Below are 1,588 nucleotides of genomic sequence, written 5' to 3' on the forward strand. Positions count from 1 at the left end.
TTCTTCCTATCATCTCTTTTATTGCTGGCGGTGAAATTAATTTCAAGAATATGTTTTTGATATTAGGTGATGCGCCCGAAGGTGTGGCGCGGACTTATGATGCCCTCAAAGAAGCAGGAGTTCCTGTATTAGCCTATGGTAGCTTTATTACAGTGCTGATTAACTTCTTAATTTTGGCGTTTATTATTTTTATGATGGTAAAAATGGTCAATAGATTGCGCCGTGCAGATGAAGTGGTGGAGAAAGTAGTGGGACCTTCTGAAGAAGTGCAGTTGCTGCGTGAAATCAGTGCCAAGCTTGGTAATATCAATAAGTAATCTTACTTCTCTGATTCTTATTTGAAAAATAAAAAAGGCTAACATAACGTTAGCCTTTTTTAATTGGATTTTTTATAGGAACTTAATTGTATTCATGTTTAAGGTCTAACGACAACATAATCATTGGTATTAATAATAATCTCGGATGGCTGATCAACCACGATACGTACCACATTATTGTCAACGACTTGCGACTTATAATAGTTGTCTTCAGCGACCGTGCAGCCTAAGCAGCGACTCATGGAATTCCATGGTTCAACAACGAGCTTCTGCTGTGCTTGCTCCGCATTACCACCGATTAAAGAGAAGGGTAAACTGACAATATAAGCCGCTGTGCCTGCGACGGCAGCTATCAATTGTAATGGCTTGCCAACAACGGTATCTACAGCCATCGTTTCATAAGAGGGACCAAAATCTGTTTCATCAATCTCTATCGCTGCCAAAGCGGGTTGCATACTTGCAAAAGCTAAGCTGGCACTTACCATAACCGTTAATAGCTTATATTTTGCGGTGCATTGGGTGTTAGCTTGAGCAGTCATAATGATATCCTAAAACTCATAAGTAGTATGATAAATGGTTGCTGCTATTTCTCCACAGAAATAGAGATATCACGGCAACGATAAACGACATATATATTACTGATAAATAAATATTTTGCACTGTTTGTGTAAATGCTGGCTCTATTAAAGCAATATGTAGGTCAATAAGCAACAAAAATGCACAGCATATGAGGATATGTTTATTCATCGCTCTACTCTAATGACAAGCAGCTAAAGAAAGGCGACCCGGTCTACTGAAATTAATATTGAATACAAAAATTAATGTTGAGAAATCTAAATCTAATCGATTGGCTGACAAAGAGGGCAGTAGACACTGGCACGTCCATTAAGCTTGATATTCTCTAACACTGAATTGCAGTGCAGACAAGTTTCACCTTGTCTGCCATAGACGTTCAAGGTTTGCTGGAAATAGCCTGTTTGACCATCAGCAACCGTAAAGTCACGTAGTGTTGAACCGCCAAGTTTGATTGCTTTTTGTAAAATCGTTTTGATATGGGCGACCAAAATTACTATTTGCTCATATGATATCTGGTTAGCTGGAGTAGCAGGATGAATACCTGAGAGGTATAAACTCTCAGTTGCATAAATATTACCCACGCCGACGACGACTTGCTGCTCCATAATGACCGACTTAATAGCTCGTTTGACAGGCTGCTTTTTAAGTGATTTACTTTGTTGATTTTGAGTAAACTGACTGCTGCGCTGGATGAG

3 protein-coding genes are annotated in these 1,588 nt (G+C 39.2%); 1 reads left to right on the forward strand and 2 read right to left on the reverse strand.

Annotated features, from left to right (window positions below; genetic code table 11):
* Positions 1-317 (forward strand): MscL family protein (locus VLN09_RS01510; protein WP_325243395.1); only part of this gene is annotated, 317 nt, incomplete at its 5' end.
* A 98-nt stretch (positions 318-415) separates the two neighbouring features.
* On the opposite strand, the gene VLN09_RS01515 is transcribed toward VLN09_RS01510, so the two are convergent.
* On the reverse strand, positions 416-856 hold the full coding sequence (locus VLN09_RS01515) for a hypothetical protein (protein WP_325243397.1): 441 nt from the start codon (positions 854-856) through the stop codon (positions 416-418).
* Between the two features lie 300 nt (positions 857-1,156).
* On the reverse strand, positions 1,157-1,588 hold a 432-nt coding region (locus tag VLN09_RS01520; protein WP_325243399.1), incomplete at its 5' end, for a zinc finger domain-containing protein.

The organism is Psychrobacter sp. (genome assembly GCF_035469765.1).
Classification (GTDB): Bacteria; Pseudomonadota; Gammaproteobacteria; order Pseudomonadales; family Moraxellaceae; genus Psychrobacter.

Bases quoted from the DNA above. Each gene is read 5' to 3' on its own strand.
- VLN09_RS01515 (WP_325243397.1), bottom strand. From the start codon at position 856: ATGACTGCTCAAGCTAACACCCAATGCACCGCAAAATATAAGCTATTA.